This window comes from Nocardiopsis sp. CNZ308, from assembly GCF_004217075.1.
The window spans coordinates 1,988,196-2,011,270 of the sequence record NZ_SHKJ01000001.1 but is presented as its reverse complement, the minus strand read 5'-3'; the positions used below and the strand labels follow the sequence as shown (position 1 = coordinate 2,011,270).

The following is a 23,075-nucleotide window of genomic DNA, read 5'->3' as shown; positions in this document are numbered from 1 at the left end:
CGGCGTTCAGCGGCGCCCGGTGAGCCGGAGCAGCGCGACCCACTGGTGCGCGGGCAGGGCGAGCGCCGCGCGGTCGGGGTGAGTGGAGTCGCGCAGGCCGACCGTCCGCGGCGCGCCCAGGACGGCCTCGACGCAGTCGCCGTTGCCGCCACCGCTGTAGCTCGACTTCCGCCACCGACCGGGTTCGTGTCCCAGCCCTCTCACGGGCACTCCCGTCCGCTCTGTCCCCGCTGGTTGACGCTACGCACGCGGCGGCCTCGATTCTCTCAGTTCCACCATTGGTCGCTCCTGTTTCCCGAGCAGTTCTGAAAGTGCGATCGGGTCCGACTCCGGTTCAGTTATGTATTCGGTTGGTCACAGGCGCCGACTTGTACATGCCCACTGGAGTGGTGTTCATGTTGTCCGGGCGCGGCCGTTCTCCGGATGGCTCGGAAAAAAGACGCGAATGATATGCCGGGAAGCGGTTCCACTTCGGTTTCGCGGGCGCCGGGTCCGCGCTGTGCCCGCCGGGGCGGTGCAGCCGCGGGCCCTTCCCGGGACAGCGCGCGCAAAGCCCGTGCCCGCGGGCTTCGCGGGCTCGAATCCGCCCGGGGGCGGGAGCGGTCGTCTCCAGGGAAGGGCCCGGGAACAGCGGCCGGAGAGAGGCCGCGGGGCGAAGGGGCGATTACCCCCTCCCCGGTCCGCCGAAAAGCGCGTGCGGGAAAAGGGCGGGTGTCGGCGGCCCGTGACTCCGATCCCTTTTCGTTTCCGTTGCGGCACGGGGTCAGGATGTTGTGCCCGGGGCGGTCCGCTTCGCGGTCGCCCCGTGTGCTTCGGGGGAAGCGGGTGCCCCGGTGCGGACGAAATTCCGTCTTCGGTGTTATGACCGCGTATGACCGCGGAAATGGCGGCCGGGCCCGCCCGCACGGAACTCCGTGCCGCGCCGCCGGCGGGCGGCGGACCCGTCCCGCGGGGCCGGGAGCAGCGTCCGGTGCCGGGGAGCGCCCCTGCGGTGTGCCGTGACCGGGGCGAACACTGCCTAACATGCTGGACATGCGCATTCTCGTGGTCGAGGACGACGACCGGGTCGCCCGCGGACTGGTGACCGCCCTGCGGGCGGCGTCCTTCGACGTCCAGAGGGTCGCCACCGCCGAACGGGCCCTGAGCGCCCCGCCCGCCGACGTCGTCCTCCTCGACCTCGGCCTCCCCGACGCCGACGGCATCGACCTGCTCCGCAAGCTCCGCGACCGCCCGCAGACCGCGATCATCGCCGTCACGGCCCGCAGCGAGGAGCGCGACCGTGTGCGCGGCCTGCGGGCCGGTGCCGACGACTACGTGGTCAAGCCCTTCGGCGTCGCCGAACTCCTCGCCCGCATCGACGCGGTCCTGCGCCGCACCCGCGCCGCGCGGGCCGAGGCCGCGGAGGAGGAGCCCGAGGTCAGGATCGGTGAGCTCACCGTGGACCCGGGCTCCCGCGCGGCCAGCGTCGGCGGCGCCGAACTCCAGCTGACCCGCAAGGAGTTCGACCTGCTCGCCCTCCTGGCCTCCCGCTCCCCGTCGGTGGTCGCCCGCGACCAGATCCTCGACCAGGTGTGGGGCACGGCCTGGGAGACCTCCTCCCGGACCCTGGACACCCACATCGGCTCACTGCGGGGCAAGCTCGGCCGGGCCGTGCAGATCCGCACCGTGCGCGGTGTCGGCTACCTCCTCGACCGGTCCTGAACCCGTGCTCCGCAGACTGCTCACCATCCTGCTCCCCGCCGCGTTCGTCCTGGTCGCCTCGGCGGTCATCCCCCTGGGGGCGGTCATCGCCCAGCAGCTGACCCAGCAGGTCTACGTCGACCGCCTCGGGGACGCGGGCCGCTTCGCCGCCCTGGCCCGCACCGCCCTGGAGGCCGACCGCACGGAGGCGCTCCTCCAGGAGATGGCCCGTTACGAGGCGCTCTACGGCATCCCGGTGGTCGTGGTGGCCCCCGACGGAGAGATCATCGCCGGGTCCGGCAGCACGGCTCACCAACGCGACGTGCTCGCGGAACTGGCCGCGCCGGAGGCCCTCACCATCGCCCTGGCCGGGGAGCGCCCGGCCCCGCCGACCACCGTCTGGCCCTGGGAGCCCGACCCCCTCGTGGTCGCCGAGCCCATCGGCCGCGACAGCGAGGTGACGGGGGCGGTCATCGTCGTCGCCCCCACCGACCGGCTCGGCGCCGACATCCTCGGCTCCTGGGGATGGCTCGCCCTGCTCAGCCTGGTGCCCCTGGCGCTCCTGGTGGCGGCCTCGCTGCCGCTGTCGCGCTGGGTCCTGCGCCCCATCGGCCGACTCGACGCCGCGACCACCGCCGTCGCCTCGGGGGACCTGGACGTGCGGGTGGACGCCGAGCAGGGACCTCCGGAGCTGCGCCGCCTCACCGAGTCCTTCAACACGATGGTCGACGTGGTGCGCAGAGCCCTGGAGCGTCAGCGCTCCTTCGTCTCCGACGCCTCCCACCAGCTGCGCAACCCCCTGGCGAGCCTGCGCCTGGCGGTGGAGAACCTCGCGCCCTACCTCAGCTCGGAGGAGGCCCGGGAGGCGCACGCCGTGGCCGTGGACGAGACCACGCTCATGCACCGGATGCTCAACTCCCTGCTGGCCGCGACGCGCCTGGAGAGCGTCACCGGCACCGAGGCCGTGGACGTCCCCGAGCTGCTGGAGACCCGGGTCGAGCGCTGGCGCGCCTTGGGCCAGGCCCGGGGTATCACGGTGACCGTGCATGTCCCCGCCGGGTTGCGGGTCTGCGCCCCGGCCGGGGGCCTGGGCAGCATCCTCGACGAACTGGTGAGCAACGCCCTGCGCCTGTCCGGGGGGACCCGGGTGCAGGTGCGGGGCTCGGCCGGCGACCCCGCGCGGATCAGCGTGCTCGACGACGGGGAGGGGCTCCCGGAGGAGGAGCGCGGCGCCGCCCTGGACCGCTTCTGGCGCTCGTCCCGCCAACAGAACACCGAGGGCACCGGTATGGGGCTGGCGATCGTCTCCGACCTGGTCCGCGAGGCCGGAGGGGAACTGGCGCTGGGCGAGGGCCTGCCCGGCGAGCGGCCGGGCTTCGGCGTGACCCTCACGCTGCCGTCCGCGGACTGAGCCCCCGGCGGGGCGGGCCTCAGGAGGGCTTGTTGTCCCGGTACCAGCGCGCGGCGCCGGGGTGGAGGGGGACCACGCCGGTCGAGATGCCGGTGCGCACGTTGATCTGCGCCGCCTCGGGGCGGGATTCGGCGATCCGCGGGGCGCCGGTGTAGACGGTGTCGGCGACGACGTAGGCCAGGTCGTCCGACAGGTCGGCCGCGCACAGCAGCAGGTTGGGGATGGACAGGGTGGGGCAGGCGGGCACGCCCTCGTAGGTGGTCGCCGGGATGGTGGCCGGGAAGTACCTCTCGGGGTGGGCCTCGGCCATGGCGGACGCGACGTCCCCGAGGTCGACCAGGCGCGTCACGTGCGCCCGGGCCAGGTCGGCGACCGCGGGCGTGGGAAGCCCGGTCAGGGAGAACATCGCGTCGATCTCCCCGCGCCCCAGGGCGTCGGCGGAGGCCGCCTGGTCCAGGCGCACCGCCTCCATGGCCAGCCCGGTCTCCTCGACGGCCTGCGCCACGGTGAACTCGGTGCCGGAGTTGACCGCGCCCACCGAGACGCGGCGGCCCTCCAGGTCGGACAGGGAGCGCACGGGGGAGGCGTCCAGGACCATGAGGTGCAGGAAGCTGTCGTAGAGGCGCCCGATCGCGCGGAAGGGGCCGGCGTCGGCCTCCTCGTCGGCCAGGACCGCGTCGAGGCTGGTCAGGCCCAGATGGGCTTCGCCCGACTCGATGAGCAGCAGGTTGTCGTGCGAGGCGCCGGTCTCGACGGTCTCCACCCGGATCTCGGGGAGCCGGACGTCCAGCAGGGCCGCGATCTCCGCGCCGATCTCCCGGTAGACGGCCCCCGCCGGACCCGTGGCCACGACGAGCGACGCCGGAGCGGGGGAGGGCTCGCGCCACGCGCAACCGCCCAGCGCGCCCGCGGCGAGCGCGCCCGCGGCCCCCCTCAGGGCGGTGCGCCGGTTCGGTCCATGCATATCCGCAGCTTAGGCCAGGGGAGGGCCGTGGTTCGGACCCCACAGGCCACCCCTCGCGCATGATCACCGCTTGTACCAGGGCGCCGACCCACGGTTCCGAAATGTCAGAGGAATCTCAAATCTTCGATGAGACCTTGGGCACGCGGGGGAGAGACGCACACCATCGCTGTATCAATGCAGGGTAATCGGGGAGAAACCCGACGGTAAGGCCAGTGTCACTTCCCGGTGATCCACAACAGGAGGATTCCATGGCGTCCGAGAAGGGTGTCGACGTGCCCGACACCGCATCCCCCACCCAGGACGGCAGAGTTGCCAGGGGTGCTCCACCCTCGCGCGTCATCGGTCTGATCGCGGGCCCGCTGGTCGGGCTCCTGGTCTACTTCCTCATGCCGGACATGCCGATGCCCGTCATCGACGGCGAGGACGGCGAGACGGTCCTGTCGGCCAACGGCCGCGCGGTCGCCGCGGTGACCGCGTTCATCGCCATCTGGTGGGCCACCGAGGCGATCCCGATCCCCGTCGCCTCGCTGCTGCCGCTGGTGCTCTTCCCCGTCCTGCTGGAGGGCACCCCCGTCGGGGACGTCGCCTCGTCCTACGGGTCGGACACCATCTTCCTGTTCATGGGCGGCTTCATGCTCGCCCTGGCGATGCAGAAGTGGAACCTGCACAAGCGGATCGCCCTGGTCATCGTCTCCAAGGTCGGCTCCAACACCGCGGGGCTGGTCGGCGGCTTCATGCTCGCCACCGGGTTCATCACGATGTGGGTGTCCAACACCGCCACCGCCGTGATGATGCTCCCCGTGGGCCTGTCGGTGGTCGCGCTGATCACCCAGTTCCGCGACGGCAGGACCGACGCGAACTTCGCCACCGCGCTCATGCTCGGCATCGCCTACTCGTCCTCCATCGGCTCGGTGGCCACCATCATCGGCACGCCGCCCAACGTGCTGATGGTCGGCTACCTCGCCGACGCCCACGACATCCACATCGGCTTCGGCGAGTGGATGCTGGTCGGCCTGCCGCTGGCCGCCGTCTTCCTGCTCATCGCCTGGTTCGTGCTGATCAAGGTCTTCCCGCCGCAGGTCAAGAAGGTGAAGGGCGCCCAGGACCTCATCCGCTCCGAGCTCGCCGAGATGGGCCCGATGGCGCGCGGCGAGAAGCTCGTGCTCGCGGTCTTCGCCTTCGCGGCGCTCTCCTGGATCTTCGTCCCGGTCCTGGCCGACAACTTCCTGCCGTGGCTGTCCAGCGTCAGCGACGCCGGGATCGCGATGACCGTGGCGGTCCTGCTGTTCCTGATCCCGGTCGGGCGCGGAACCCGCCTGCTGGACTGGGAGACCGCCGTGCAGCTGCCGTGGGGCGTCCTGCTCCTCTTCGGCGGCGGCCTGGCCATCTCGGGGCAGTTCACCGCCTCCGGCCTGAGCACCTGGATCGGCGGTCAGGTCGCCGTCCTGGAGGGCGTGCCCACCTGGGTGCTGATCCTGGTCGCGGCCGGACTGGTCCTCTTCCTGACGGAGCTCACCAGCAACACCGCCACCGCGGCCACCTTCCTGCCCATCCTCGGCGGCGTCGCGGTGGGCATGCAGATCGACATCCTGTCCCTGGTGATCCCGGTGGCCCTGGCGGCGACGATGGCCTTCATGCTCCCGGTGGCCACACCGCCGAACGCGATCGTCTTCGGTTCCGGCCACGTGCGGATCGGCCAGATGATGCGCGGCGGTGTGTGGCTCAACCTCACCGCGCTGTTCCTGATCCTGGCCACGATGTACACCGTGGTGACCTGGTTCCTGGGAGTCAGTCTCTAGGAGTACACGTCGCGGGCGGCCCCCTGTGGTTCCGGGGGCCGCCCGTTTTCCGTCGCCGCGGCGGCCCGCCCCGCGGTGGAGGGCGGACCCTGCCGCGAGGCCCCGCACACGGCGGCGGCCCGCCTCCCCGCTCGGGGGAGACGGGCCGCCGCCGTGTTCCTACTCGGAGTCCGCGCCCGCCGTGCTCTGGCGCTCCAGCTTCCGGTAGTGCCTCGACCTCGCGCCCAGGATCACCGCGGCCAGCAGGGTCGCGACGGCGGAGGCCACCAGCACGCCCGTCTTGGCGTGGGCCAGGTGCCCCGGGTCGTCGGCGAACGTCAGCTCGCTGATCAGCAGCGACACGGTGAACCCGATACCGGCCAGCTGGGACATGCCGACGATGTCGATCCACTTCAGGCTGGGGTTGAGCTCGGCCCTGGTCACCTTGGTGGTCACCCACGCGCCGCCCGCGATGCCGATCACCTTGCCGAGGATGAGCCCGGCGATGATGCCCAGCGCCGCCGTGTCGGTGAGGACCTCGCCGAAGCCGTCGAAGACCACGCCCGCAGAGAAGAAGGCGAAGATCGGCAGGGCCAGGCCAGCGGACCAGGGGCGCAGCAGCTGCTCCACGCCGTGGCTCGGGTCGTGGTGCTCACCGGGAAGCTTGTTGGTGCGCATCAGCAGACCCATGGCCACACCCGCGATGGTCGCGTGCACGCCGCTCTCGTGGACCAGGACCCAGATCACCAGGGCCAGGGGCACGTAGACCAGCCAGTTGGGCACCACAGACGCGTTGAGCTTGGCGGCCAGCCCCTTGCCGCGCTGGAGGTACCAGAAGACCGCCAGGCCCGCGGCGGCGGCCAGCAGGGAGACGAAGTTGATGCCGGACGTGTAGAAGACCGCGATGACGATGATCGCGCCGAGGTCGTCCACGATCGCCAGCGTCAGCAGGAAGGTCCGCAGCGCGGGCGGCAGCCCCCGGCCGATCACCGCGAGGATCGCGAGGGCGAACGCGATGTCGGTCGCCATCGGGATGCCCCACCCGTGGAGGGTGTCGGGCGAGGTGAAGTTGATCGCGGCGTAGATGGCGGCGGGCACGACCATGCCGCAGACCGCCGCGACGATCGGCAGCATGGCCCGCCGGGGGTCGCGCAGCTCCCCGTGGACGAACTCCTGCTTGAGCTCGTTGCCGACGACGAAGAAGAAGACCGCCAGGAGGCCGTCGGCCGCCCAGGTCTCCAGGGACAGGTTCAGGTGCAGCGACTCGGGCCCGAAGGTGATCGCACGCAGGTTCTCGTAGACCTCGCCGAAGGGCGAGTTGATCCAGACGAGAGCCAGGACCGCGGCGCCGATCAGCAGAAAGCCGCCGACGCTGTCGCTGCGCAGGGTGTCGGCCAACCGTGAGAGCGGGCCGTGGCGCTCAGAGCGCAGAATCGGGTCGATGCTCATGTGCAACTTTCCGGGCGTACGACTGACAGGGACTCGCCGACCAGTCTTCCCGGCACACCTAGGCGCGGGCGCGCGCCTCGCCCATGCTCGCGGAAGATGGGATGAATGTCCAGCCCAGGGGCAGGGTGTCCGTTCCGGGACGGGGGAGACCGGTAAGGGGGGACGGCCGACGCCGCCCCCTCACACCGGGCGTCCGGAGAGGGCGTGCGTCAGCCCTTCCCGGCGGCCTCCCCGGGTGGGACGACGGCCAGCGCACGAAACGGTCCCGGGACCCGTCAGGGCACCGGGACCACGGCTCGGGGCTTCAGGACTTGCGGTTCTCGCCCAGCTCCTCCTCGATGGGGTTGACCGGGCGGCTCTCCTTCATCGACTCGGCCATGCCGGGCTTCGTGTGCTCCCTGCGCAGCTGCGCGCGGGCGGACTCGGTGTGCGAGTCCGTCTCGGAGCGGGGCAGGGGCACCGAGCGCAGCACCTCGTTGGCCTCGTTGTACTGGGCGGGCGGCATCGCCCGCAGGGCGCTGAGCAGTTCCTCGTCGGCGCCCGCGTCCAGGGCGTGCGTCACGATCCGGTCCTTGTCCGCCGGGAAGTCCACTTCCCCCAGGACGTCCTGTAGCCCCTCGATGCCACGCTTGACGCTCATCGTCAGTCCCTCCGACTCGTGCGAGGGCCGGGCGTCTCCGCCCCGGTCACCGGGGGCGAACCGCCCGACCTGCGAGGACACTGGGGGCGCCTACCCGGTCGGAGGGGAGCCCAATCGTCGCGGGGGGAGCGTGGCCGGGCCGGGCGCGGCGTCCGGAGGGGCGCCGCGGCCCCAGGTCACCACGGTGCGAAACCCCGAGCGGGGGCGTCTCGCACCGCAGCGACCGCGCGTCGACCGCCGCGGGCGTCCGCGGCGGAGGGCCTCAGCCCTGTTCCGCGGCCGTTCCCCCGGCGGGGCGCAGCAGCGGCATGACCTTCTCACCGAACGCCGCGAGGTCGGCGTGGTAGTCCGGGAAGATCAGCATCAGACCGTCGAGCTCGGCGTACTCCACGATCTCGCGGATGCGTCCGGCCACCGTCTCCGGGGACCCGGTCACGAACGGCGTCTGGAACGCCTCGTCCTCGGGCCGCTCGGAGGTCAGCGACAGGGCCTTGTCCAGGGGCAGGCCCCAGGACCGCTTCATGTTGACCAGCGCGTCGATGTCCGCGCCGCGCCCGTACTCCAGCCGCCGCTCCTCGGCCGCGGCGTCGGTGTCGTCCATGACGACGGTCAGCATCGAGTACGTCTTGATGCTGCGCCCCTCCTTCTGGGCGCGCTCCTTGACGTCGCGGCTGGCGTCGCGCAGGCCGGGCAGGTCCTCCGCGGTCAGGAACGAGCCGTCGCAGTGGCGCGCCTGGAAGTTCAGGCCCGTGTCGGAGCGGCCCGCGCTGATCAGGGTCGGCGACGGAGTGGGGTGCGGCCGCGAGCGGCAGTCGTCGAGCTTGAAGAACTCGCCGTCGTGGGTGACCGAGTCCTCGGTCCACAGCCGCTTGAGGACGCTGGTCCACTCCTCGGTGTACCGGTAGCGGTCACCGTGGCCGATGTCCTCGCGCCACAGGCCCATCTGGGCGAACTCGTCCACGTAGGAGCCCACCACGATGTTCATCCCGGCGCGTCCGCCGCTGATGTCCTGGAGGGTGGTGTACATCTTGGCGGCGAGGGCCGGGTGGAACAGGTTCGTGTGGACGGTCGCCCACACCTTGACGTGCTCGGTGGCCTCCGCGAGCCCCGACATCATCGTGATCGACTCCAGGGTGCGCCCCCAGTGGTCGGTCGCGCCGTCGTAGCCGCGCCACTTGCCCATGGACATGACGAAGTCGAGTCCGTAGGCGTCGGCGAGGACCGCGGCCTTCTTGTTGTACTCGTACGTCGCCTCGGGGTGCGGTGCGGTCTCCGAGACGATCCACCCCCCGTTGCCGATGGGCAGGAAGATGCCGTACTCGGTTTCGGCGGCCTGCGGCCCGCCTTCTGCTGCCATCCTTGGCTCCTCATTCCTTCTCGGGCGCCGCTCACTGCGGTCGCCCGTGCGCAGCGCGGTCTGTGCGCCGCGCCCAGGCGCTCTAGGCGCTCGGTGCGCGGCGCCGGTCCGCGCGGTCCTGCTGTGTGGGCTGTGCCCGGTCCTACTCGGACGGCCAGGACACCTCGGTCGCCACGTGCACGGCCTCCAGGTAGCGGGGGTCGAACAGGGGCTCCACGTCGGGCAGCTCCTCCAGCTGGCCGTTGTCGACGAGGGTCTGGCCCTCGGCCTCGGTCAGGCTCAGGTCGATGTAGCCCGGGGTGGAGTCGTCGGGCGTGGAGGCCGTCACCAGCTCCTGCTCGGAGTTCCAGATCCGCAGGTTGTGCTCGGTGTCGTATCCGGCCTCGGCCAGCTCGGCGGCGTAGCCGACGCACTCCTCGCCGTTCTCCTGGCAGTACTCGAAGGCCTTGGCGATCGCGCGCAGGTAGTCCTCGACGACCGTCGGGTTCTCCTCGGCCCACGTGGGGTTGGTGGCCATCACGCCGAACGAGCCCACGACCCCGTAGTTCTCGGGGAGCCACTCGTTGTACTCCTCGCCCATGTCGGACAGGAGGAAGGGCTCGTTGGAGCGGAACGCGGTGAGCGCCTGCACCTGGTCGCGCGGCAGCACGCTGGGGTCGTAGCCGACCTCGACGATGTCGATGGAGTCCATGTCCACGCCGTCGGCGACGAGCATCGCCTCCAGCGGCGCGGGGAGCATGCCCTTGTGGCCGAGGGTGGCGCCCTCCAGGTCCTTGAGCTCCTCGATGCCGGTGCCGGTGAGCAGGCTGGCGATCGGGACGTGCCCGTAGGTGGAGACGCCGATGACCTCGTGTCCGGCGTCGTTGGCCTGGAGGACCTCGGCCTCGTTGCCCAGGGAGGTGAAGTGGGCGGTGCCGGCCGACACGAGCTGGGAGTTGCCGATGGTGTCACCGCTGCCGGGCTGGATCTCCACGTCCAGGCAGACGGCCTCGAAGTAGCCGAGGGCGTCCGCGGCGATGGCCTCCAGGATGCTCACCGAGGCCTGGTACTGGTAACCGGTGATGTAGGTGACCGTACCGGCGTCGCGGTTGGTCTGGCAGCGCTCCTCGTCGATGACGGTGGCGACCTGGGGGTCCTCCTCGGCCGACTCCCCTCCGCTGCACGCGGCGGTGAGGAGGAGGACCGATGCCGCGGCGGCCGCCGCGAGGGAGCGTCGGCGCCGGGGACTGGGGCGGTGGGGCGGATTGGTCATTGGGGGTTCCTTAGGAGGTGGTGCGCTGCTGGGACTCGTGCCAGAACAGCAGTCTGCGTTCGAGGACGGTGATGAGTGCGAGCATCAGCACGCCCATGACGGCCAGACAGGCGACGGCCGCGTAGACGTACTCCAACCGGGCGGTCGCGGCCGAGTTGCGGATCATCGTGCCGAGCCCGCTTGAGGATCCGGCGGCGACGAACTCCGCGACCACGGCGCCCACGATGGACAGGGGGAACACCACCCGCAGAGCGGCGAGGGTGTAGGGGAGGCTGCTGGGGATACGCAGCCGGAGCAGCACCTCCAGGCGGGAGGCGTGCAGGGTGGAGAAGACGTGCAGGACGGGCCGGGAGACCGACCGCAGTCCCGTGGTCACGTTGATGAGCACGGGGAAGAACGTGATGATCGCGGTGACGATGACCTTGGGGGTCATGCCGAAGCCGAACGCCACCACCAGGGCGGGGGCGATCGCGATGACCGGGGTCACGTTCAGGACGACGGCGAGCGGCATGATCGCGCGCCGCAGCAGCGGGATCTCCGACATCAGCAGGGCCAGGACGAACGCGGTGCCCGCGCCGAAGGCCACGCCCGTCAGGGCGATGCTGAGGGTGGCCCAGGCGTTGTGCACGAACAGCAGCGGGTCCTCGACCAGGATCCCCCCGACCTCCGTCAGCGGAGGCAGGAGGTAGGGCTGGTCCTCGGCGGTCGCCGACCAGGCGAAGCCGACGATCACCACCGCCACGGCGGTGGGCAGCCACACGCTGAGCCTGGGGCCGAAGCGGCGCCGGCGCGCGGCACCGCGCTTCGGGGAGGCCTCGCCCTCGGGGCGGGGCCGGACGGGTGTGCTGGTGGCCATGGTCTCTCCTCCTCTCACAGCGGAACGAGGTCGTCGGGGGCGGCTCCGGCCTCCCAGGCGGACTGGAGGGACGCGCGGACCCGGTCCTCCAGGTCGTGCATGTGCGGTCCGGTCACCACGGCCTTGTCGCGGGGGCGGGGCAGGTCGACGGGCAGCACCTCGTGCACCCGGCCGGGCCGGGCCGACATCACGACGATGCGGTCGGAGAGCGTGACCGCCTCGCGCACCGAGTGGGTGACGAACACGACCGTCGTGGACATGCGCTCCCACATGTTCAGGAGTTGGAGCTGGAGCGCCTCGCGCGTGAACTCGTCCAGCGCGGAGAAGGGCTCGTCCATCAGGAGCAGGTCGGGCCGCAGTCCGAAGGCGCGGGCGATCGCCACGCGCTGCTGCATGCCGCCGGACAGCTCGTGGGGGTACTTGCGGGCGGAGTCGTCCAGACCGACCATGCGCAGCAGCTGGTCCGGGTCCTCGCTGCCCCTGCCTGCCCGGCGGTTGACCCGCGAGGGCAGGGAGATGTTGCGCCGCACGTTCAGCCACGGCAGCAGGGCGGGGGTCTGCGGGACCAGGCCCACGGCCTTGGCCTCGCACATGCGCTTGGGCGTGGAGCCGAAGACGGTGACGTCACCGCTGTCGTGGCCCTCCAGGCCGGCGATCACCCGCAGCAGGGTGGACTTGCCGCAGCCGCTGGGGCCGATGAGGCTGACGAACTCGCCGCGGGGGATGTCCAGGTCGATACGGTCGAGCGCGGGCCGGTGCGGGTCACCGCCCTCGTAGGTCTTGCTGAGCCCGCGTACTTCGATACGGTCGTCGCTCACGCGGCGTCTCGCCTTCGGTACGTGTGTTCGGTGCGCCGGGCCGCGGGCCGCGGGCCCGTCTCCGGCCGTGCTGGACGTGCCATACCTTCTCCTCGGGATGTGTGATCGGATGATTGCACAACGTGTCCTGGCGGTGAATGGGTGCTGGAGGGGCGAAAACGGGCGCGCAGGTCACAGGGGTGTGGCGTCATCGACCGAGGAGGGGACCGGGCGGCACGGGGCCGGAGTGGGGTGCGAGGCGCGGCGGGAGCGCCGCGGAGCGCGTGGCGGAGCCGCTGGGGGACGCGGCGGTGTGCGGGCCGGGAGTGCTTGCCATGACGACAGTGCTTGCGACGACGACCGCATGGGGAAGGCCCATGGGACACCCTCCAGATGGCTGTCTTCGGGCATGGGTGCCCGAGGACCTTCGATGGAGAGCGGGTGGAAGCAAGCATGGCGACGGCCCGCGGGAATCTTGACGTGTCAAACGTTAGGGATTGCTGATTAACGCGTTATGAAGTGTTGATCACATACTGATATCGAGCGCCCGAATCCTGAGACGGTCGTCAACGAGGGCGACCGTGATCTGGTGCGAGGCGAAGGCCACGGGCAGCCACGCGCCGCGCCCGAAGAGCTTGGCGAGGGGCTCGCCCAGCACCACGAGCGGACGTGCGTCCGGGAAGTGCTGGTCCCGCAGCCAGGCCAGCTTGAAGGCGTCCGCGATGACCTTGTTGCGCTGGGCCGACTTCATCGGCCCGTGCAGGGGTGAGAACTGGGCGAGGACGGTCGGCTGGCCGTCGTCGGCGCAGTCGACCCCGACCCGGGTCCCGTCCGCGAGGGTGAACTCCCGGGGGGCGAGCTCGACCCCCAGGTACGCGGAGAGCGCCCTGGTGAGCTCGGGATTACCCTCCCGGGCCGATCGGATTATGTCCCCCGATGACGGACTTCTCACTGAATGCCCCATAACAAGGAAACTTTAGTGCACATGGGCCCCAACGGCATCGCGCCTGCCTCGGCGCGCCCCAGGTCGGAGACAGTATCGGCTCTGTGACCTGCGGTTTTGTGGGAAGCTCCCGTGTTGTGCTTCACATCGGTTTTTCCTGGATCGAACTCGTGACCGAAGTCCCATTTCGGTAGGCCCTCCCGGCGCGCTCGGCGTCCGCGCACCGTCCCCGGGGAGTGTGGACCTGAACGTATCCCCTGGTCGAAGCGGGTTCCGGGGAGAAATATCCCGGTAATTGCGCGGGAGAACGCGGTTGGACAACTCCAGTTCGCGGTGCGCGGGTCCACACAGCGGACCGGTGTCAGCCGTTGTTCACCCGATGATGATATGCGCGGGGACTGCGATTTACGCGGCGCGCCGAGTTCCGGGTCCGGCCCCGTGCTCGGTTCCGCACTCCCGGCGCAGGGCGCCGCGCCCCACGCGCCCTCGGGGTGCGGGCGAGCCGCGCTCCGCCCGGGGGAGGGGCGGCCGACGCGCCGGAGGCGCCGACCGGGGGAGCGCCGGGCGGCCTCCGTGTTCACCGAGGCCGTTTCGGGGCAGGCGGGGATGACAGGCGTCCCACGAGGAGCACGAGGAGGCGGCGGTGGAGATCGTCCGCGCCGAGCACGTGGCTCGGCTGCTGAGCACGGAGAGCGGCGACCCGGTGCTGGTCGTCCACGAGGGCCGGGCCGACGTCGTCGAGGAGGCCGACCTCGACGGTCCGCGCTACGCGGGGGCGCTGCGCGTGATCGGCCGCTCGGACCTGCTGGAGGAGCGCGGCGGCGCGCGTCCGGGGCCGGAGGAGACCGAGGCCCTCGCGCGGCGGCTGGACACCGCCGTTCAGGGCCTCGGCGGATGACGAAGGGGACCGGCGGACGTCCGCCGGTCCCCTGCTGTGTCTTCGGGTGCCGGAGCACCGTGTCCCCGGGCGGCGGGCCCCGGCGCGGAGGCCTGCTTCCGCCGTGTGCCCGGGCCTTCGGGGGCGGGAACCCCTAGCCGGCCGCCTTGGGGTCGTAGGTCTCACCGGTCACCGGGTTGGTGGCCAGGCCGGTGACCGGGTCGTAGTCCACGTCCATGCCCAGGCCCGAGTCGTGGTAGAGCCCGGTCTGGGGGTTGCGGGGCAGGCCCACCTCGGGGTCGATCTCCCAGCCGGTGACCGGATCGACGGTCGGGACGGCCTGCTCGGAGGGCTCCTCGGACGGTTCCGTGGCCGTCTCGGAGGAGGGGCCGGTCCCGGCGTCGGCCTCGGTGCCGGTCTCGGGTTCGGGTTCGGGTTCGGACTCCTCCCCCGGAGTCTCCTGCTCGCTGACGATCTCGCTCTCGGCGGGCTGCGCGCCCGCGCCGCCCTGCGGGTCGAGCGCGCCCCAGCTCACCAGGGCCAGGATGAGGATGCCCAGGCCCACGCGGTAGTAGACGAACGGCATGAAGCTGTGCGTGGAGATGAAGCGCATCAGCCAGGCGATGACGATGAAGCCGACGACGCCCGCGATGAGCGTTCCCACGATGGTGGCGCCCCATCCGGCGTACTCGTTCTCACCGATGTCGGTCAGCTTGTACAGGCCCGAGCCGAAGACGGCGGGCAGCGCCAGCAGGAAGGCGTACTCGGCCGCGTCCGCGCGCTTGAAGCCGAGCAGCATCCCGCCGGTGACGGTGCCGCCCGACCGGGAGACGCCCGGGACGAGGGCGAGCGCCTGGAACAGACCGAAGGTCATGCCCCGGGAGACGTTGAGGTCCTCCAGGGTGCGGTGCTTGCGCGAGTACCGGTCGACGATGCCGAGGATCACGCCGAAGATGATGAGGTTCAGCGCGATCAGGCGCAGGTCGCGGAAGACGCTGTCGATCTGCTCCTCCAGGAGCAGGCCCAGGACCACGATGGGGATGGAGCCGAGGATGACGTACCAGCCCATGCGCGCGTTGATGTCGCCGCGCAGTTCGCGGTTGAACAGCGACCTGGTCCACGTGGACAGGATCGCCCAGACCCTTTGGCGGAAGTAGATCACCACGGCCAGCTCGGTGCCGATCTGGCTGACGGCGGTGAACGCGGCGCCGGGGTCGGGCCAGCCGAAGAAGGCCGACACCACGCGCAGGTGTCCGCTGGAGGAGATCGGTAGGAACTCGGTCAGTCCCTGGACGAGGCCAAGGATGACTGCTTCGAAGAGGGACACGGCAGAGTCTGCTCCAGCTGCTTCGGTCGCCTCCCTCGGCGGGACACGGCGACGGTGGACAGGGCACGGCGGGGGCGCGCTCGGGGAAAAGGGGGTGGCCCACGAAGCTTACTGAGGTCTCCGGGTCGGCGTGGCATCGCCGGGGGCCGAGGCGATGCCGTCCCGCCTTCGCTGCCGGGAGGGTGCGAACACGCGTGCGCAGGGAGCACGGGGCCGTCCGGTCGGCGGCCGCCCCGTGCGCCGGAGAGGGAACCGCGCAGGGGGTTTCCCGGTCCGCGGACGGTTCGGGAGGGCGATCGGTGGAATGCGCCTTCCCCGCGGGAAATCACGGGCGGCGGACACGGCGACCTCTCCGGGCGCGGCCCGGGAACACGGTCAAGCCTTTGACCTTCGGACCGATCGCCGTTGGGCGCAGTTCACGTGCGCGCCTCATTGCGCGATGCGGACGTGCCTCGTGATCGCCCGGCGGGAGTTGCGGAGAGGGCGTCGGGCGGCCCTCCAGGAGCGCCCGGCGCGGGCACGTCCTGCCGCCGCGCGCCCGAGGGGGTTCCGGACCGCGGCGGCCAGGGGCGCCGAACGACCCTACGGCCGCGCGCCCGGGGAGAGCTCCGCGATCAGTTCCTCGACGCGCTTCTTGATCTCGTCGCGGATGGGGCGGACGGCGGCCACGCCCTGGCCGGCGGGGTCGGGCAGGGTCCAGTCCAGGTAGCGCTTGCCGGGGAAGACGGGGCAGGTGTCGCCGCAGCCCATGGTCACGCACACGTCGGAGGCCTCGACGGCCTCGGTGGTGAGGATCTTGGGGTGCTGGTCGGTGATGTCCACGCCGACCTCGGCCATGGCCTCGACCACGGCGGGGTTGAGCGCGTCGGCGGGCGCGGACCCGGCGGAGCGGACCTCCACGCGGTCCCCGGCCAGGTGGGACAGCCAGGCGGCGGCCATCTGGGAGCGGCCCGCGTTGTGGACGCACACGAACAGGACGGACGGCTTGTCGGAACTGGTCACGGTCACTCGCCTCTGCTTCGTTTCGGTGGTGGACGGGCGCCGCCGGGAACCGGACCCCGCGCGGCCGGAGGGGATTCGGGTCCGTGCGGGGACGGAAGGGGGCCGGAACGGACGCAGACCGCGTTCCCCGGGAAAAACGGGTTCTCGGGAAAAGGGGAGGGCGTCCGACGGGCTTGTCGGCGACAACCGACAGGATAATATCAGCGTATGCTGATATCAGTCGATACTGACCTCATGAGGGCGCTGGGAGATCCGCTCCGGCTGCGGATCGTGACCCTGCTCGCCCGGGAGACCCTGTGTACGACGCACCTGGTCGAGGAGACCGGGGCGCGCCAGACCAACCTGTCCAACCACCTGCGGATCCTGCGCGAGGCGGGGGTGGTGGAGACCGAGCCCTGCGGCCGGTTCACCTACTACCGGCTGTGTCCGGACCGGATCGAGGACCTCTCCGGGGCCCTGGCCGGGCTCGCCGCCACCGCCCGTACCAGCGGCGCCGCCGCGAACAGGAGGCCCTGCTGATGGCCTCGACCGACAAGACCACCAGCGGTACGGGCGGGTCCGTCGTCGCGAAACTGTCGTTCCTCGACCGCTTCCTCGCGGTGTGGATCCTGCTCGCCATGGCCGTCGGCCTGGGTCTGGGGCGCCTGGTCCCGGGGCTGAACGGCCTTCTGGCCGCCATGGAGGTCGGCGGGATCTCCCTGCCCATCGCGCTCGGCCTGCTGGTCATGATGTACCCGGTGCTGGCCAAGGTCCGCTACGACCGGCTGGACACCGTCACCCGCGACACCCGCCTGCTGGTCTCCTCCCTGGTGATCAACTGGCTCATCGGCCCCGCGGTGATGTTCGCGCTGGCCTGGATCTTCCTGGCCGACCTGCCCGAGTACCGCACCGGCCTGATCATCGTCGGCCTGGCGCGCTGCATCGCGATGGTCATCATCTGGAACGACCTGGCCTGCGGCGACCGCGAGGCCGCCGCCGTGCTGGTCGCGCTGAACTCGGTCTTCCAGGTGCTGGTCTTCGGCCTGCTGGGCTGGTTCTACCTGGATCTGCTGCCCGGGTGGCTGGGCCTGGACACCGGCGGCCTGGACGCCTCCCCCTGGCTCATCGCGCTCAACGTGGTGGTCTTCCTCGGGATCCCCCTCGCGGCGGGGTTCCTCACCCGCCGGATCGGCGAGCGGAGGATGGGCCGCGAGCGCTACGAGTCGGCCTTCCTGCCCCGGATCGGTCCGTGGGCGCTGTACGGGCTGCTGTTCACCATCGTGCTGCTGTTCGCCCTCCAGGGGGACCGGATCACCAGCCAACCGCTGGACGTGGCGCGCATCGCGGTGCCGCTGCTGGCCTACTTCGCCCTCATGTGGTTCGGCACCTTCGCCTTCGGCAAGGCGGTCGGGATGGACTACGACCGCACCGCGACGCTGGCCTTCACGGCGGCGGGCAACAACTTCGAACTGGCCATCGCGGTCGCGATCGCGACCTTCGGCGTCACCTCGGGCCAGGCCCTGGCCGGGGTGGTGGGCCCGCTGATCGAGGTGCCCGTGCTCATCGCCCTGGTGTACGTGTCGCTGGCCTGGCGCAGGCGCTTCGCTCCGGAGCGGAGGTAGGGGCTGTCGACGCGTGCGGGCCCGTCCCCGGTGGGGAGGTTCGGGAAGGGGTGGGAACCCGACCGGTGCGGGTGGCCAGGGCGGTCAGCGCGCCGAGCGCCGCCAGGGCTCCCAGCGCCGCGAACGCCGCCGGATAGCCGCCCAGGGGTCCGGCCAGGGCGGCACCCGCCCAGGGAGCGAACGCGACGGCCAGCATGAGCGGGGTGTGCATGACGCCGTTCAGGGTGGCGTAGTGCTCCGTTCCCCACCGGTCGGACACAGCGGTGGCCTGGAGGAGGGTGAGGATGCCGCGCGCCATGCCCGCCAGCACCGCGACGGCCAGGACCGGTCCCAGGGGTCCCGGCACCAGGGCCAGGAGGAGGGTGGTCACCGAACACGCGCCCAGCACGGCCACGGCGCGCAGCACCGGGCCGGTCCACCGTTCCAGGGGTGCGTAGACCAGGCGGCCGAGCACCTGCCCCACACCGCCCACCCCCAGGGCCCAGGCGGCTTCCGTCGTGCCGAAGCCCTGTTCCTCCAGCAGGGGGACGATGTTGACCACGACCGCGTAGACGGTGAAGGAGCCCAGGGTCAGAGCCGTCGTCAGAGCCCAGAACACCCGACCGCGCACCACCGCACGCGCGCTCCGCCCTCGGTCCCTCTGCTGCCCGGCGCCGTCGGCGACCCAGCCCCGCGGCAGGGCGAAGGCGTGCAGGGGCACCACCACGACCAGGAGCACGGCCGCGAGCACCAGGTAGGCGACCCGCCACCCCCAGACTCCTTCCAGGAGCGCGGTCAGGGGAGCGAAGACGGTGCTGGCCAGACCGGCGGCCAGGGTCAGTGCGGTCAGGGCCCGGACCTTCGCCCTTCCGTACCAGTGGGTCAGGGCGGCGAAGGCCGGAGGGTAGAACAGTCCGGCCATCGCCGCTCCGGCCACCAGCCAGGCGGCGGCGAAGCCCCACAGGTTCGGGGCCAGGGCGAGGGCCGCCACGGCGGGAGCCGCGGCCAGGGCAGCAGCCGTCATCGCCGGGCGCGGGCCCCGGGCCTGGAGCCAGCGCCCCACCGGGATGCCGACCAGCCCTGCCATGACCTGGGAAGCGGAGAACAGCGCGGTCACCGTGGTCAGGGGCCACCCGGTGTCGGCGGTGATGCTCGGCGCCAGGACGGGGAAGGCGTAGAACAGCACCCCGTAGCCGGTGGTGACGGTGACGCACAGGACCGCCAGGCCCCGGCGCGCACCGACCACCGTGGGTGCGGGCGCGCCGGAGACCCGACCGGACACAGGTGTCACGAGACCCGGTCCGGCTCACCCAGCTCGACCTGCTGAACCGATGTGGAGCAGCAGCCGCTTCCGGCGGACGGAGCCGTTCTCTCGGCGGGCACGGTGCGGTCGTCGCCGACGGAGAGCAGCGGCGCCTTCGAGACGGTCAGGCCGCCGCGGCTGCCCTCCTGCGCCGCGGACTCCCGCGCGGTCTCGGGTGCGGGTCCGCAGCAGCCGCCGCTCTCGGCCGCCGCCTCCGGCTCCTCGGACAGGCCTCCGCCGCTGCACACCCCCGTCTCGGGCAGGACCAGCTCCACCCGGGCGGCGGCCTCGTGGTCTCCGGCCAGGTGGGCGGCGATGCTGCGGACCTGCTCGTAGCCGGTCAGGGCCAGGAACGTCGGGGCACGCCCGTAGGACTTCATCCCGGCCAGGAAGAACCCCTCCTCCGGGTGGGAGAGCTCGGCCGCCCCATGGGGGTAGACAGTGCCGCAGGAGTGCACGTTGGGGTCGATGAGCGGGGCGAGCTCCACCGGCGCCTGGAGGGCGCTGTCCAAGCCCAGACGGATCTCGGACAGGAAGGACAGGTCGGGGCGGAACCCGGTGAGGGCGACCACCTCGTCCACGGGCTCCAGCTCACGGCCCTCCTCGTCGGTCAGCACGAGGCGTCCGTCCTGCTCCGTGCGGACCTCGGCGGTACGGAACCCGGTGACCACCCGGATGCGCCCGGCCTCCACCGCGGCCTTGGCGCGCTGGCCGAGCGCGCCGCGCGCGGCCAGCTGGTCGGCCGCCCCGCCGCCGAAGGCGTCACCGATCTCACCGCGCCGCAGCACCCACACCGCCTCGGTGCCGGGCTCCTGCTCAGCCAGCGTGGCCAGGCCGACCAGGGCGGTCAGCGCCGAGTGCCCCTTGCCGACCACGGCCGTGGTCCGACCCGCGTACCGGGCCCGTCCGGCTGGGCCGGCGGTGTCGGGAACGCGGTACGAGACGTGCTCGGCGGCCGTCGACTCGCCCAGCGCGGGCAGCCCGTCGCCGCCCACCGGGTTGGGCGCGCCCCAGGTGCCGGAGGCGTCGACCACCGCGCGGGCCAGGATCCGCTCCTCGCCCCGGTCGGTGCGCAGGCGCACGGTGAAGGGCTGCTCCCCGCGTCCGGCGTCCACGACCCGGTCCCGGCCCAGGCGGCTCACGCCGGTCACCTCGGCGCCGAAGCGGACCCGCCCGCCCAGGGCCCCGGCCAGGGGAGCGAGGTAGGCCTCGACCCACTCGCGGCCGGTGGGGTAGCCCGCGTCGTCCGGGCGCCGCCAACCGGTGCCGGCGAGCAGCTTCTCCGCGGCCGGGCCGACCAGGTCGCGCCACATCGAGAACAGGCGCACGTGGCCCCATTCGGACACGGCGGCACCGGCTCGATCGCCCTTCTCCAGGACCAGGACCGGCAGGTCGCGCGCGACCAGCTCCGCCGCGGCCGCGAGTCCCACCGGACCGGCTCCGATCACCACGACCGGACGTTGTGCGTCCATGACGCCCTCCTCTTTCATTGACTGGCGTCTATGGAACGGGACTCTATCGATGGAAGTCGATGGACGCAACCATAGATCTTCGTCGATAATGGGTGCCATGACTGTGACGACGCCCGAGCGCGAAGGCGGCCTCCTCCCCGCCGCTGACGCCGAGACCTACGCCGCCTGGTTCGCCTGCCTGGCCGAACCCATGCGTGTCCGGCTCCTGCACGCCATCGCCACCACCCCCGGCTCGGTCAGCGTGGGCCAGCTCGCCGAGATGGTGGAGGTCCGCCAGCCCACCGTCTCCCACCACCTGCGCAAGCTCGCCGACGTCGGGTTCGTGACCCTCACCAAGGTGGGCACCTCCACCCGGGTCGCCGTCAACCCCGCCTGCTGCACCGGCCTGCCGCACGCCGCCGACGCGGTGATGGGCATGCTCAACGCCCGCCCGTGCTGCCCCACCGACCTGCCCGCCGACGTCACCACCCGCGCCATGGCCGACGCCGACCTGGAGGCGGTCCGGGAGATCTACGCCCAGGGCATCGCCAGCGGCCACGCCACCTTCGAGACCGAGACCCCCGCGGTCGAGGACCTGAAGAACAAGTGGATCCCGGGGCACAGCTGGGTGGCCGAGTCGGACGGCCGCGTCGTCGGCTGGGCCGCCGCCTCGCCCGTCTCCGCCCGCGAGGTCTACGCCGGGGTGGCCGAGACCTCGGTCTACGTCGCCGAGGACGCGCGCGGCCGGGGCGTGGGCAAGGCCCTGCTGTACCGGCAGGTCACCGAGGCCGACGCCGCCGGACTGTGGACGCTCCAGACCTCGGTCTTCCCCGAGAACCGCGCCAGCCTGGCCCTGCACCACCAGGCGGGCTACCGCACCGTGGGCGTGCGCGAGCGCGTCGCCCGCCACCACGGGGTCTGGCGCGACACCGTCCTGCTGGAGCGGCGGCGCCCGGAGGAGGGCGCCGGGCCCGGCGAGGTTCCCTGCGCCGACGGTTCGGGCTGCCCGCCGGCCTGATCCCGGCGGCCCGGAACGGCCCGCCGGGAAGAGGATGTCACCGCGCCCCGGAGACGGAGGCGCTTCGACGGCGTCGGTGGAGGCGGAGGCCATGGCCAGCACGTTCTGGTTCATGGCGATGAACATCATGTCGTCGACCGGGGAGTCGGTACCGCTGGTCCAGCGGACACAGACGTCGGTGTGCCGGTCGTGCGGGGACTTCACGGACGCTTCCCCGGTCAGCGGGAGCGTCAGCGTCGCCCTCGGGTGGTCCCGCATGCCCAGCCCCCCGGGGAGGTCCTGGCGCACATCGACGCCGAGGGAGCGCAGGTGGTCGGCCGGGCCCGCACCCGAGCGCATCAGGATCGCGGGGGAGTGGACGACGCCCGCGCTGAGCACCGCCGTGTCGGCCTGCTCGGCCACCGCGCCGCCCCCGGCGACGTACCGGACCCCCACGGCCCGGTCTCCGTCGAAGACGACCCGGTCCACCAGCGCGTCTCCGCGGACGGTGAGGTTGTCCAGCTTCCTGGCCGCCTCCGGGTAGGCGTCGTTGACCGACGCCCGTCACGCGAGTTGATCGGACAGGGCGAGGCCCCCGTCGCACCCGGGGCGTTGACGTCGGGGGCCCACGAGAACCCGGCGGCCAGGGCGGAGCCGCGCAGCGCGGCGTCGACCGCCCCCCACCGCTGCCGCGGCGCCCGGTGGATCGGGGCCGGGCCTCCAGCAGGAGGACCCGCCCGCCCTTCTCGGCCGTGCGGGTCGCGAGCGCCGCGCCCGCCGATCCCGCGCCCACCACGATGACGTCCCAACCGTTGCCCGTCATGTCTCATCTCCCGCCGTAGGGCGTACTACCTCCGCCGCTCCGGGCGGGCATTCTTCGCCCCGTCCCGAATCCAGTCAAGGCCGGATGTTCGGTGGAAACGGGCGCGGGGAGGCCCTGCTGGAGGACTACACCGCCAGCCGGGGGCGACGGTGACTCCGCGTCGGAGCGGGGCCCGGCGGCTCCGGGCCACGGTGCGCGCCGAGTCGGATCCGCGCAGGACCTCATGCGGCCGATTCGGGAAATCCCGTGATGGCGAAGAACCCGTCCTGAACCGGGATATCCTTTTCGGGGGAGTGAAACCCGGGGGGCGGTTATGGATATCCGTGCGAAGACCCCCTGGAAAGCGGAAAGAAAAGCCGGAGGACGCGCTTCTCCTGCCTCCGGAGCGGTGTCCCGCTCCGCCAGGCGTGGGCTCAGCAGTCTCGCTTATGCCCCTCCGCGCAAGGGATCCGGGTCCCGTGCGCTCCGCCTGGGGCGGTGGCCGCCCGGGGAGTCCACCGGCCGAATTTCCCTTGACCATGTCTTATGCGCGTCATCCAGATCTCCGGTATGGTCCGGTCGTCGGGTTCGCGCCGTCGCTCCCACAGC

20 protein-coding genes and 2 pseudogenes are annotated in these 23,075 nt (G+C 72.0%); 7 read left to right on the top strand and 15 right to left on the bottom strand.

Annotated features, from left to right (window positions below; genetic code table 11):
• Positions 1 to 6: 6 nt before the first annotated feature.
• Positions 7 to 204 carry a DUF397 domain-containing protein gene (locus tag EV372_RS08720; RefSeq protein ID WP_130395593.1) on the bottom strand — a complete coding sequence of 66 codons (198 nt, stop codon included), beginning with the start codon at positions 202 to 204 and terminating at the stop codon, positions 7 to 9.
• Positions 205 to 1,023: 819 nt separating this feature from the next.
• Here EV372_RS08720 and EV372_RS08715 point away from each other — a divergent pair.
• Together EV372_RS08715 and EV372_RS08710 are read left to right on the top strand one after the other, a co-directional pair.
• A complete protein-coding gene (locus EV372_RS08715; protein ID WP_130395592.1) occupies positions 1,024 to 1,701 on the top strand; it encodes a response regulator transcription factor in 678 nt (225 codons plus the stop codon).
• Between the two features lie 4 nt (positions 1,702 to 1,705).
• Positions 1,706 to 3,091: a sensor histidine kinase gene (locus tag EV372_RS08710; protein ID WP_130395591.1), complete on the top strand. Its 1,386-nt coding sequence runs from the start codon at positions 1,706 to 1,708 to the stop codon at positions 3,089 to 3,091.
• Between the two features lie 19 nt (positions 3,092 to 3,110).
• On the opposite strand, the gene EV372_RS08705 is transcribed toward EV372_RS08710, so the two are convergent.
• On the bottom strand, positions 3,111 to 4,055 hold the full coding sequence (locus EV372_RS08705) for a TAXI family TRAP transporter solute-binding subunit (protein ID WP_130395590.1): 945 nt from the start codon (positions 4,053 to 4,055) through the stop codon (positions 3,111 to 3,113).
• Between the two features lie 248 nt (positions 4,056 to 4,303).
• Between EV372_RS08705 and EV372_RS08700 the strand changes: the two genes are divergently transcribed.
• Positions 4,304 to 5,854, top strand: a complete 1,551-nt coding sequence (locus EV372_RS08700) for a DASS family sodium-coupled anion symporter (RefSeq protein ID WP_130395589.1) — start codon at positions 4,304 to 4,306, stop codon at positions 5,852 to 5,854.
• A gap of 159 nt (positions 5,855 to 6,013) precedes the next feature.
• Here the strand turns inward: EV372_RS08700 and nhaA are convergent, their stop codons facing one another.
• From nhaA to EV372_RS08665, 7 genes are all read right to left on the bottom strand, one after another.
• Positions 6,014 to 7,282, bottom strand: coding sequence for a Na+/H+ antiporter NhaA (gene nhaA, locus EV372_RS08695; RefSeq protein ID WP_130395588.1), 1,269 nt, complete (start codon positions 7,280 to 7,282; stop codon positions 6,014 to 6,016).
• 304 nt (positions 7,283 to 7,586) lie between these two features.
• Positions 7,587 to 7,922, bottom strand: coding sequence for a DUF2795 domain-containing protein (locus tag EV372_RS08690; protein WP_013155502.1), 336 nt, complete (start codon positions 7,920 to 7,922; stop codon positions 7,587 to 7,589).
• 262 nt (positions 7,923 to 8,184) lie between these two features.
• The gene (locus EV372_RS08685; protein ID WP_130395587.1) at positions 8,185 to 9,279 is read right to left on the bottom strand and encodes an LLM class flavin-dependent oxidoreductase; all 1,095 of its coding nucleotides are present in this window, start codon (positions 9,277 to 9,279) and stop codon (positions 8,185 to 8,187) included.
• 142 nt (positions 9,280 to 9,421) lie between these two features.
• A complete protein-coding gene (locus tag EV372_RS08680) occupies positions 9,422 to 10,531 on the bottom strand; it encodes an ABC transporter substrate-binding protein (RefSeq protein WP_130395586.1) in 1,110 nt (369 codons plus the stop codon).
• A gap of 10 nt (positions 10,532 to 10,541) precedes the next feature.
• Complete coding sequence (locus EV372_RS08675) at positions 10,542 to 11,387, bottom strand: ABC transporter permease (RefSeq protein WP_130395585.1); 846 nt, start codon at positions 11,385 to 11,387, stop codon at positions 10,542 to 10,544.
• A gap of 14 nt (positions 11,388 to 11,401) precedes the next feature.
• Positions 11,402 to 12,205, bottom strand: a complete 804-nt coding sequence (locus EV372_RS08670) for an ABC transporter ATP-binding protein (RefSeq protein ID WP_130395584.1) — start codon at positions 12,203 to 12,205, stop codon at positions 11,402 to 11,404.
• Positions 12,206 to 12,710: 505 nt separating this feature from the next.
• A complete protein-coding gene (locus EV372_RS08665) occupies positions 12,711 to 13,136 on the bottom strand; it encodes a hypothetical protein (protein ID WP_253795414.1) in 426 nt (141 codons plus the stop codon).
• Positions 13,137 to 13,770: 634 nt separating this feature from the next.
• On the opposite strand from EV372_RS08665, the gene EV372_RS08660 reads away from it, so the two are divergent.
• Entirely contained in the window at positions 13,771 to 14,025 is a 255-nt protein-coding gene (locus EV372_RS08660) for a hypothetical protein (RefSeq protein WP_130395582.1), read from the top strand.
• A gap of 133 nt (positions 14,026 to 14,158) precedes the next feature.
• Here the strand turns inward: EV372_RS08660 and EV372_RS08655 are convergent, their stop codons facing one another.
• Both EV372_RS08655 and EV372_RS08650 read right to left on the bottom strand, forming a co-directional pair.
• Positions 14,159 to 15,331, bottom strand: a complete 1,173-nt coding sequence (locus EV372_RS08655; protein WP_130395581.1) for an undecaprenyl-diphosphate phosphatase — start codon at positions 15,329 to 15,331, stop codon at positions 14,159 to 14,161.
• Positions 15,332 to 15,913: 582 nt separating this feature from the next.
• A complete protein-coding gene (locus EV372_RS08650; RefSeq protein ID WP_130395580.1) occupies positions 15,914 to 16,333 on the bottom strand; it encodes an arsenate reductase ArsC in 420 nt (139 codons plus the stop codon).
• Positions 16,334 to 16,567: 234 nt separating this feature from the next.
• Here EV372_RS08650 and EV372_RS08645 point away from each other — a divergent pair, with 234 nt between their 5' ends.
• Together EV372_RS08645 and arsB are read left to right on the top strand one after the other, a co-directional pair.
• The gene (locus tag EV372_RS08645; RefSeq protein WP_019607642.1) at positions 16,568 to 16,852 is read left to right on the top strand and encodes an ArsR/SmtB family transcription factor; all 285 of its coding nucleotides are present in this window, start codon (positions 16,568 to 16,570) and stop codon (positions 16,850 to 16,852) included.
• A complete protein-coding gene (arsB, locus tag EV372_RS08640; RefSeq protein WP_130395579.1) occupies positions 16,852 to 17,934 on the top strand; it encodes an ACR3 family arsenite efflux transporter in 1,083 nt (360 codons plus the stop codon). Before EV372_RS08645 ends, arsB begins: the two co-directional genes overlap by 1 nt.
• On the opposite strand, the gene EV372_RS08635 is transcribed toward arsB, so the two are convergent.
• Both EV372_RS08635 and EV372_RS08630 read right to left on the bottom strand, forming a co-directional pair.
• Complete coding sequence (locus tag EV372_RS08635; protein WP_486484113.1) at positions 17,873 to 19,204, bottom strand: MFS transporter; 1,332 nt, start codon at positions 19,202 to 19,204, stop codon at positions 17,873 to 17,875. The two genes, arsB and EV372_RS08635, sit on opposite strands and share 62 nt — an antisense overlap.
• Positions 19,201 to 20,688, bottom strand: a complete 1,488-nt coding sequence (locus tag EV372_RS08630) for an NAD(P)-binding domain-containing protein (protein WP_130395578.1) — start codon at positions 20,686 to 20,688, stop codon at positions 19,201 to 19,203. Before EV372_RS08630 ends, EV372_RS08635 begins: the two co-directional genes overlap by 4 nt.
• 88 nt (positions 20,689 to 20,776) lie before the next feature.
• Between EV372_RS08630 and EV372_RS08625 the strand changes: the two genes are divergently transcribed.
• The gene (locus EV372_RS08625) at positions 20,777 to 21,685 is read left to right on the top strand and encodes a helix-turn-helix domain-containing GNAT family N-acetyltransferase (RefSeq protein WP_130395577.1); all 909 of its coding nucleotides are present in this window, start codon (positions 20,777 to 20,779) and stop codon (positions 21,683 to 21,685) included.
• A gap of 330 nt (positions 21,686 to 22,015) precedes the next feature.
• On the opposite strand, the pseudogene EV372_RS29380 reads toward EV372_RS08625, so the two are convergent.
• Together EV372_RS29380 and EV372_RS29375 are read right to left on the bottom strand one after the other, a co-directional pair.
• Positions 22,016 to 22,186: pseudogene (locus tag EV372_RS29380) on the bottom strand (GMC family oxidoreductase N-terminal domain-containing protein); the annotation flags it as partial.
• 226 nt (positions 22,187 to 22,412) lie between these two features.
• Positions 22,413 to 22,487, bottom strand: a pseudogene (locus EV372_RS29375) (hypothetical protein); the annotation flags it as partial.
• Positions 22,488 to 23,075 lie beyond the last annotated feature (588 nt).

Coding starts and splice junctions, on each gene's coding strand:
- EV372_RS08715 (WP_130395592.1), top strand. CDS start 1,024: ATGCTGGACATGCGCATTCTCGTGGTCGAGGACGACGACCGGGTCGCC.
- EV372_RS08705 (WP_130395590.1), bottom strand. CDS start 4,055: ATGCATGGACCGAACCGGCGCACCGCCCTGAGGGGGGCCGCGGGCGCG.
- EV372_RS08700 (WP_130395589.1), top strand. CDS start 4,304: ATGGCGTCCGAGAAGGGTGTCGACGTGCCCGACACCGCATCCCCCACC.
- nhaA (WP_130395588.1), bottom strand. CDS start 7,282: ATGAGCATCGACCCGATTCTGCGCTCTGAGCGCCACGGCCCGCTCTCA.
- EV372_RS08690 (WP_013155502.1), bottom strand. CDS start 7,922: ATGAGCGTCAAGCGTGGCATCGAGGGGCTACAGGACGTCCTGGGGGAA.
- EV372_RS08685 (WP_130395587.1), bottom strand. CDS start 9,279: ATGGCAGCAGAAGGCGGGCCGCAGGCCGCCGAAACCGAGTACGGCATC.
- EV372_RS08680 (WP_130395586.1), bottom strand. CDS start 10,531: ATGACCAATCCGCCCCACCGCCCCAGTCCCCGGCGCCGACGCTCCCTC.
- EV372_RS08675 (WP_130395585.1), bottom strand. CDS start 11,387: ATGGCCACCAGCACACCCGTCCGGCCCCGCCCCGAGGGCGAGGCCTCC.
- EV372_RS08645 (WP_019607642.1), top strand. CDS start 16,568: ATGAGGGCGCTGGGAGATCCGCTCCGGCTGCGGATCGTGACCCTGCTC.
- arsB (WP_130395579.1), top strand. CDS start 16,852: ATGGCCTCGACCGACAAGACCACCAGCGGTACGGGCGGGTCCGTCGTC.
- EV372_RS08630 (WP_130395578.1), bottom strand. CDS start 20,688: ATGGACGCACAACGTCCGGTCGTGGTGATCGGAGCCGGTCCGGTGGGA.
- EV372_RS08625 (WP_130395577.1), top strand. CDS start 20,777: ATGGGTGCCATGACTGTGACGACGCCCGAGCGCGAAGGCGGCCTCCTC.